Below are 8,164 nucleotides of genomic sequence, written 5' to 3'. Positions count from 1 at the left end.
ATTGCCTTCCCCTCCTGGGAGGGGTTAGGGGTGGGTTGCCTATTGCCTATTGCCTGTTGCCTAATGGTGAGTTGGAAGCGATAAGCTTGCCAAACTGCTTGACCTGCCATGTAAGTAGGGGCAAACAGCCAATCGCGAATCACCTGCTGAGCGAGTTGCTGAGCCTGCTCAATACTAATATTGCCTTGCTGCACTTGAATATAGTCCGGTAGCAGTTCCGGTTTACCATTGGAAGCAATTAACACCACCACCTTCAACACTAACTCTTCCGATAAATCAATACCTTTCAAATTCAGCTCCTCAGCGGAAAATTCCGTTTTGTTACCTGGTAGCGGTATAGCCAATTGGTCTGGAATATCCCGATTCGGATTAGTCAGACCAAAGTGACTGATCTTAGCCAGAACGGTATCTTTTGATGCCGACTCTTCCAAGATGGTGGAAGCCGGTGGCTGAATCGGTGGTTGCAGAGGTAAGGGTAACGGTAGCGGCCTTTGGATGACTGGAATAGGCTTAACAGGAGTGATCGGAGTTGTTGGTTCAGGTGCGGGTACAGGTATAGTTAATTCATAATCTGTTGGCACTGCTAGGTCTTTAACGGGTAAGCTTTCCTCTTTTGGTGTTTGAGCTAACTCAGGCTCAGTGGCATTAATGGTAGAGTTAGAGACAGTTTGGTAATTAAAATTCCGATCTGACCTAGGACTAGTTAGAGCTGTTGATGGGTCTTCTGGTGATGTCTCTTGCTCAGCTATGTCTTCCGGAATGATATCAATCACATCGATAGCAATCAAATCCTGAGTGGGTTGCGAACTCTCGAAGCGCCCCATCAAGACCATATACAGTATCCACAAAAAGCATAGATGAATGACAACAGAGGCCAAAACCATCGCTAACCATAGCATGGGCTGGTGGCAGTGACGTGGTTCAGGTAAATTAGGGGGATGATTTGGGGGCAAAGGTTTTAGGGTCATTTGTTGCTAGAGCGTTGATTTATAAATGCAATATAAGATCAAGCTCCCATGCCAGAATAATGCTTTAACCCTTTACGCCATAACCAGCGGTTGACTAGGAAAAATATCAAACTCCAACCTAGAATCACCAAGATTCCCCATACCGCATTCACAGGTAAACCAATCAACAGTGCTGCTGGGAAATGAATCATATAAGGGAAGGGTGTCCACTGGGCAATTTCCCTTACCAAAGGAGGGAAGACTTCCAACGGAGCAATTAACCCAGAAAGAAATAAGTACAGCAAAAATGATAACTCTTCCATCGCACTAGCTCGTTCTGTCCAAAAGGCGAACATGGCAAAGGTATACTGCATCAAAAAGCGTAGGCCAAAGCTCATTGCCACCACCAGACAACCGAGTAACAGATTGCCAAAATTCGGTACCCAAACTGCTTCGGGATACAGCAGAAAAAACAAACCGATTAGCCCTAGGTTAAACGGCATACGGATAAATCGTTCTGCTATGTGACCAGCTATGTGATGCCACACTGGATCAATGGGCTGTAGTAATCGTGGGGAAAGCTTCCCTTGCAATACTTCTTTTTGAAAATCAAAAATAACCCATACCAAGTTGAACTGGCGAATAAAAAACACTGAGATAAAGTAACGGGTAAATTCTGTAGAATTGAGACCAAATTCTGCTTCTTGGGATGCCTTTATCCAAATCCCCATTAGAATCAGAGGTAACAGATTCGACAGTACCCAAAAAAATATTTCTGCCCGATACTCCATCATATGGGCGTAATAAACACTGAGGAAGGTTTTAATGATTCTTAGGGTGCGCTTCATTGATTTTTGATAGAAGGGAAGAGGGAGTAGGGAGTAGGGTGTAGGGAGTAGGGAGTAGGGAGTAGGGAGTAGGGAGTAGGGTGTAGGGAGTAGGGTGTAGGGAGTAGGTGACTTCCAATCAAAAAATTTTTAATTCTTAATTTTTAATTTTTAATTCTTAATTTTTAATTTTTAATTTTTAATTCTTAATTCTTAATTCTTAATTCTTAATTCTTAATTCTTAATTTTTAATTCTGACCGACTAACCTTTGCAGGGAAGTTCACTCTACTACTCCTGCTTGGAAAACACGACCAATAACTTCTTCAATGGGAGGGTCAGTTACGCTTAAATCTATTACCTCCAGCTCAGCGAGAATCCGAGCCACAGTCTCGGTAAGCACTTCCCGACGCACTAGGAAACGCACGTGGTGACCATCTACTTCTTTGAGTTCACCATAGCGCTGTAAAAACATATCCTGACTAGTCTTTACCTCAGGTAAGGACTGGGCAAGTTCTACGGTGACCTCACGATAGGGAGCAAAGCGGTCAAGTAATCCCTCTAGAGAGCCATCGTAAATCAGCAGACCTTGATGGATTAATAGCACCCGTTGGCAAAGAGCAGTGATATCAGCCATGTAGTGACTGGTTAAGAGTATTGTTGCTCCTGTGCGTTGGTTGTACTCCCGCAAGAAGTCCCGCACGGCTAGTTGAGCATTGACATCTAATCCTAAGGTAGGTTCATCTAAAAATAGGACTTGGGGTTGGTGTAGCAATGCTGCTAGTAGTTCCGCTTTCATGCGCTCTCCTAGGGAGAGTTTTCGTACTGGCTGAGTCAGTTTCCCTTCTAGGGAAAGCATCTCGGTCAGTTCCCCAACTCGATGCTTATAGTCAGTATCAGAAATACCATAGACAGCGGCATTGATTCTCAGGGAATCTAGGGCTGGTAAGTCCCAAAGCAACTGTTGCTTCTGCCCCATAACTAAAGTAACTTTTTTCAAAAAGCCTGGTTGACGTCGTTTGGGAATGTAATCCACAACTCTGACTCGACCCTGAGACGGATGAATCAGTCCAGTGAGCATCTTGAGAGTAGTGGTTTTGCCAGCACCATTGGGCCCTAAGAATCCGACTACTTCTCCAAAGCCAATTTCAAAGGAAACGTCTTGTACAGCTTTGACTGAACGGTAGGTACGGCGGAAGAAATGGTTTAAGGTACCTTGTAGTCCTGGTTGTTTGATTGCTACTGGGTAGATTTTGCTGAGGTTTTCGACAATAACAATAGACATATAGGAAAGGGAACAGGGAACAGGGAATAGGGAATAGGGAATAGGGAATAGGGAGTAGGGAGTAGGGAGTAGGGAATAGGGAATAGGGAATAGGGAACAGGGAATAGGGAGTAGGGAATAGGGAATAGGGAGTAGGGAATAGGGAATAGGGAGTAGGGAGTAGGGAATAGGCAATAGGCAATAGGCAATAGGCAATAGGCAATAGGCAATAGGGAGTCGGGAACAGCGGATCTCGGAAAGAGTCATGAAAAAGCTGTCTTGATTGTAGAATAATGGTTCTAGCAATTATTCCTCTGAAATAAAAATCTCCCCATCTCCCCACACTTCCCACACTTCCCACACTTCCCACACTCCCTACTCCCTACTCCCTACTCCCTACTCCCTACTCCCTACTCCCTAATGCGTTCGCATAATTTGTTCCTGTGGGAATTTGACACATTATTATTAATTAGCTAAAAAGGAGTGTCGCCCTACCGCCTCTAGGGTGGCATTAGCTGGCAGATGTAATTACTCAGAGGAAAAAGTTACCATGCCGATCACACCGACTTATCCAGGTGTTTACATCGAAGAAATTCCCAGTGGAGTCCGGACGATCACTGGAATTGCGACTTCGATTACGGCGTTCATAGGTCGTGCTCTTAGAGGACCTGTGGATGAAGCTGTGCTAATCAACAGCTACGGAGATTTTGAGCGTAAGTTTGGTGGATTGTGGGTAGATAGTACCCTCGGTTTCGCTGTACGGGATTTTTACCTAAATGGCGGTAGCCAAGCGGTGATTGTTCGCCTTTACCAAGCAGATGCTGACCCGGCGAAATCACTGGCAACCTTGACCCTAGGTAGTGATCCCAATACCCTTACCCTAGAAGCTGCCTCTGAAGGTGCTTGGGGGAATAATTTACGAGCCAGGATTGACCATGACTTGGCAGTGAGTGACGCACAGGCAATCAGCGAAAAATTGTTCAATCTATCGGTTCAGGATACCAGCACCGGTGAAATTGAAACATTCCGTAACGTTTCGGTGATGCCTGGACATGCTCGCCAAGTCGATAACGTTCTGAAAAACCAATCTAAGTTGGTGCGGGTATCTGGTGCTCTGCCCACGGAACGACCTGATGATAGTGATGCTGCCCTCAATCAAGCCATTGCAGACGGAAGCGCAAATGATGCAACTGACGCTCAGAAAGAGGCACAAGCAACTGCTGAAGCAGAATTGAAAAAAGACCCCTTCGAGAGTGATCAGCGCTCAACCGGGGTAGCTGATGCTGATAAAGCAACGGATGGTCAGGCTCTGACAGAGGCTAACTTTACTGGCTCAGGCACTGAAGCCAACAAACAAGGATTGTATGCCCTCGAACAAGCAGACCTGTTTAGCTTGCTTTGCATCCCTCCCTACAACAGCACTAATGATGTGGATGCCAGCTTGATTGATGCAGCGATCGCATATTGTCAAAAGCGACGGGCTATGCTGTTGATTGATCCTCCTAGCACTTGGACTGATAAGGATAAAGCCAAAACTGGGATTAAATCAGAGGTAGGCAGTACCAGTGAAAATGCGGCCATTTTCTTCCCACGTCTGAAACAGGCTAACCCCCTTAAAGATAATCAAGTGGAAGAGTTTGTGCCCTGTGGCACGGTGGCTGGGGTCTTTTCTCGTACAGATAGTGACCGAGGGATTTGGAAAGCACCGGCTGGTTTGGAAGCAACCCTAGTGGGAGTGCCACAGTTGAGTGTTTCCCTAACTGATGCGGAAAATGGTGAGTTGAACCAGCTTGGGATTAACTGTTTGCGCACGATGCCAGCAGCAGGTCGGGTAATCTGGGGCTCACGCACACGGGTTGGTGATGACCGTCTGGCTTCGGAGTGGAAGTATATCCCCGTGCGCAGGCTAGCCCTTTACCTACAAGAAAGCCTTTACCGTGGTACCCAATGGGTAGTATTTGAACCCAACGATGAACCCCTTTGGGCTCAGATTCGATTAAATTTAGGCGCGTTTATGAACAATCTATTTCGTCAGGGAGCCTTCCAAGGTAAGTCCCCTGCGGAAGCCTATTTCGTTAAATGTGATAAGGAAACCACTACTCAGGATGATATCAATCTTGGCATTGTGAATATCATGGTGGGTTTTGCTCCCTTGAAACCAGCGGAATTTGTAATTATTAAGTTCCAGCAGCTAGCTGGACAAAGTGGTGCCTAATACCAAATTGTGATCAAAAGATGGGGAGATCAGGAGATGGGGAGTAGATGACGGGTCGGTTTAATCTCTGGAATTTTAGGCTCTGCTCTCGACATCTCCGAAGACATCCCTGGAATTAATTGAGTGAATAAACAATATCAAACAATTTGGGATAACCATCATTAGGAGGAAATATGGCTCAATTTAGTGTTAATGCCCAGCGTTTTGACCCCTATAAAACGTTTAAATTCCGGGTCAAGTGGGATGGAAGATATGTAGCCGGTGTCAGCCGAGTAGGTGCCCTCAAACGCAGCACTGAGGTGATTCAACACCGTGAGGGCGGTGACCCCAGTACCCAACGCATGTCACCAGGACAAACTAATTATGAAGCGATTACCCTAGAACGTGGTGTTACCCACGACCCAGAGTTTGAGAAATGGGCCAACAAGGTTTGGAACTACGGCTCTGGCTTAGGTGCTGAAGTCTCTCTGAAGGACTTTCGCAAGGACATTATTATCGAATTGATGAATGAGTCAGGACAAGTAGCGATCGCATACAAAGTTTATCGTTGCTGGGTCTCAGAATACGAGGCACTCCCTGACCTAGATGCTAACGACAATGCCGTAGCCATTCAAAACATCACCCTGCAAAACGAAGGTTGGGAACGTGACTATGAAGTGACTGAGCCAGAAGAGCCTACTTTCACTGAACCTAGCTAATCTTATTAAACGTTAGCAGGTTGAAGGTTAGCAGGTTGTTCGCCTTTGGCGTTCTTTACTATAACTAGTACGGCTGTGCGGAATTCAAAATTCAAAATTCAAAGTTCAAAATTATTAGATGTTTACTATATAAGAATTTTGCTCGTTTTGAATGGTATATTGATTTCCGCCATGCTGTACTAGACTAGTAACTATAAACCACGTCACTATTAAAAATTAAAAATTCGTAAGCTATCAGCGAACAGCGATTAGCGCTACGCGCACGCTACTTGAGGTGCTATCAGCTATCAGCTATCAGCGAACAGCGATTAGCGCTACGCGCACGCTACTTGAGGTGCTATCAACTTTCAACTTATGCGCTACGGCTACTTGAGGTGCCAAAGGCCAACGGCTGACCACTGACCACTGACGGCTGAATGCTTACAAAAATTCTAAATTCTAAATTCTTAATTCTAAATTCTAAATTCTAAATTCTTAATTCTTAATTCTATGCGATCGCTATCCGCTGATAAGATGATAAAATGTTGGGAAATTGGGCAAGTTCAGCATCCTCTAGACCAGGCGCTGACTTTGCTAAGATTTGCTTTTCCCGACAAGTCTGCGGTTGAGCTAGCTTCTTTGAGTATTGGGCAACGGGATGGATATCTGTTGACCCTAAGAGAAATTACTTTTGGACCGAAACTCAATAGTTTTGCCGAATGTCCCAATTGCGGTGAGCGTCTGGAATTCACGATTAATGTAGGAGATATTCGCCTTGTTGATCCTTTTGAATCAAAGCAGCAAGAGTATCAAACAACAGTGAATGGATATAGGTTGCAATTTCGTTTGCCCAACAGTTGGGATTTAGCAGCTATTGTTAGTTATGGCGATGAGAGTGCTGCCTCGAAATTTCTGGGACAGCGTTGTCTGCTAGAGGCTAGCTGTGATGGGGTGAGGGTTGCCTATGAGGATTTACCTAAGCCCGTACTAACCCAACTAGCAGAGCAAATAGCTGAATGTGACCCCCAGGGGGAAATGTTGTTAAACCTCAATTGTCCTGCCTGTGGTCACGGCTGGCAGGTTTTGTTTGATATCGTTTCCTTTTTCTGGAGCGAACTTAGTGCTCAGGCCAAGCGCTTGCTCAGAGAAGTACATCGACTGGCTCGATTCTATGGGTGGCGAGAGGCAGATATCCTATCTATGAGTACAGTACGACGACAGTTTTATTTGGACTTGATTGACTAATGGCTGACTTTCTTACTGGCCTGGCTAGGCGTACTTTAGGGTTAACACCAGTGGTGCAACCGATGATTGCTTCGGTGTTTGCCAACAATGCTGAAAATTTAATGATCCCCGCTGACTATTCTTCAAGTTGGGAACAGGAAGCAGGGAACAGGGAACAGGAAGCAGGGAACAGGGAACAGGGAACAGGCAATAGGCAACAGGCAATAGGCAACAGGGAACAGGGAACAGGGAACAGGGAACAGGCAATAGGCAATAGGGAACAGGCAATAGGCAATAGGCAACAGGCAATAGGCAATAGGCAACAGGCAATAGGCAACAGGGAACAGGCAATAGGCAATAGGCAACAGGCAATAGGCAACAGGGAGGCTTCACTGTTGGAGTCACCAGCAGAGTTAGTTGAACAGAGCCAGTCAGAGGAGCCAACTAATTTAGAATCATTCCATGATCAACAGCAAGACCAGCTCAGGGAAATACCTTTGGCTGAGGATGAGCAACCGATAAATAAGATAACTAACCAGATAACTAATAAGAAAACTACGGATAACTACTCCGATAACTATTCCGAATCCTTCCTCTCAGAAGGGATTACTACTAACTATACCGATAGCAGCACTAACCATAAGATAAGTGATAATCCAACTAGGGATAACTATTCCGAATCGAAGATACCACAAGGGATGACTGCTAATTATACCGATAGCAGCAGTAACAACAAGATAGCTAATCAGACAGATAGCCCTAACTACCAGCAATCGAAGCTATCGGACGAGATGACTGCTGAATTGATCGATAACAGCAGTAACAGTAAGATAAGTAATCATCCAACTAGCCCTAATTACCAACAATCATCGATATCACCAGGGCTTACGACTAACTATACCGATAGCAGCACTAACCATAAGATAAGTAATCAGACAAATAGCGATCGCAACTTCCAATCGAAGATAGCAGAAGGGATTACTACTAACTATACCGATAGCAGCACTAACCA

General features: G+C 45.2%; 8 protein-coding genes. 4 read left to right on the top strand and 4 right to left on the bottom strand.

Annotated features, from left to right (window positions below; translation table 11 throughout):
* The 4 genes from AC4II3_RS29480 to AC4II3_RS29465 form a co-directional block, all read right to left on the bottom strand.
* Nucleotides 1-968, bottom strand: a 968-nt coding sequence (locus AC4II3_RS29480; RefSeq protein WP_488029771.1) for a hypothetical protein, incomplete at its 3' end; no start/stop codon positions are given.
* Between the two features lie 38 nt (nt 969-1,006).
* Complete coding sequence (locus tag AC4II3_RS29475) at nt 1,007-1,795, bottom strand: ABC transporter permease (protein WP_488015180.1); 789 nt, start codon at nt 1,793-1,795, stop codon at nt 1,007-1,009.
* Entirely contained in the window at nt 1,792-1,917 is a 126-nt protein-coding gene (locus tag AC4II3_RS29470; RefSeq protein WP_488015182.1) for a hypothetical protein, read from the bottom strand. Before AC4II3_RS29470 ends, AC4II3_RS29475 begins: the two co-directional genes overlap by 4 nt.
* Nucleotides 1,918-2,055: 138 nt before the next feature.
* Nucleotides 2,056-3,057 carry an ABC transporter ATP-binding protein gene (locus AC4II3_RS29465; RefSeq protein ID WP_488015192.1) on the bottom strand — a complete coding sequence of 334 codons (1,002 nt, stop codon included), beginning with the start codon at nt 3,055-3,057 and terminating at the stop codon, nt 2,056-2,058.
* Nucleotides 3,058-3,586: 529 nt separating this feature from the next.
* Here AC4II3_RS29465 and AC4II3_RS29460 point away from each other — a divergent pair.
* The 4 genes from AC4II3_RS29460 to AC4II3_RS29445 form a co-directional block, all read left to right on the top strand.
* Nucleotides 3,587-5,251, top strand: a complete 1,665-nt coding sequence (locus AC4II3_RS29460; protein WP_488015184.1) for a phage tail sheath family protein — start codon at nt 3,587-3,589, stop codon at nt 5,249-5,251.
* Between the two features lie 173 nt (nt 5,252-5,424).
* Entirely contained in the window at nt 5,425-5,949 is a 525-nt protein-coding gene (locus tag AC4II3_RS29455) for a phage tail protein (RefSeq protein ID WP_488015186.1), read from the top strand.
* 489 nt (nt 5,950-6,438) lie between these two features.
* The gene (locus tag AC4II3_RS29450) at nt 6,439-7,173 is read left to right on the top strand and encodes a T4 family baseplate hub assembly chaperone (RefSeq protein WP_488015188.1); all 735 of its coding nucleotides are present in this window, start codon (nt 6,439-6,441) and stop codon (nt 7,171-7,173) included.
* The coding region (locus tag AC4II3_RS29445) for a hypothetical protein (RefSeq protein ID WP_488015190.1) at nt 7,173-8,164 on the top strand (992 nt) is incomplete at its 3' end. The genes AC4II3_RS29450 and AC4II3_RS29445, both read left to right, overlap by 1 nt.

Source organism: Moorena sp., from assembly GCF_982860115.1.
Note: the sequence above shows the minus strand (reverse complement) of the source record. Positions and strands in the feature narration are given on the sequence as shown.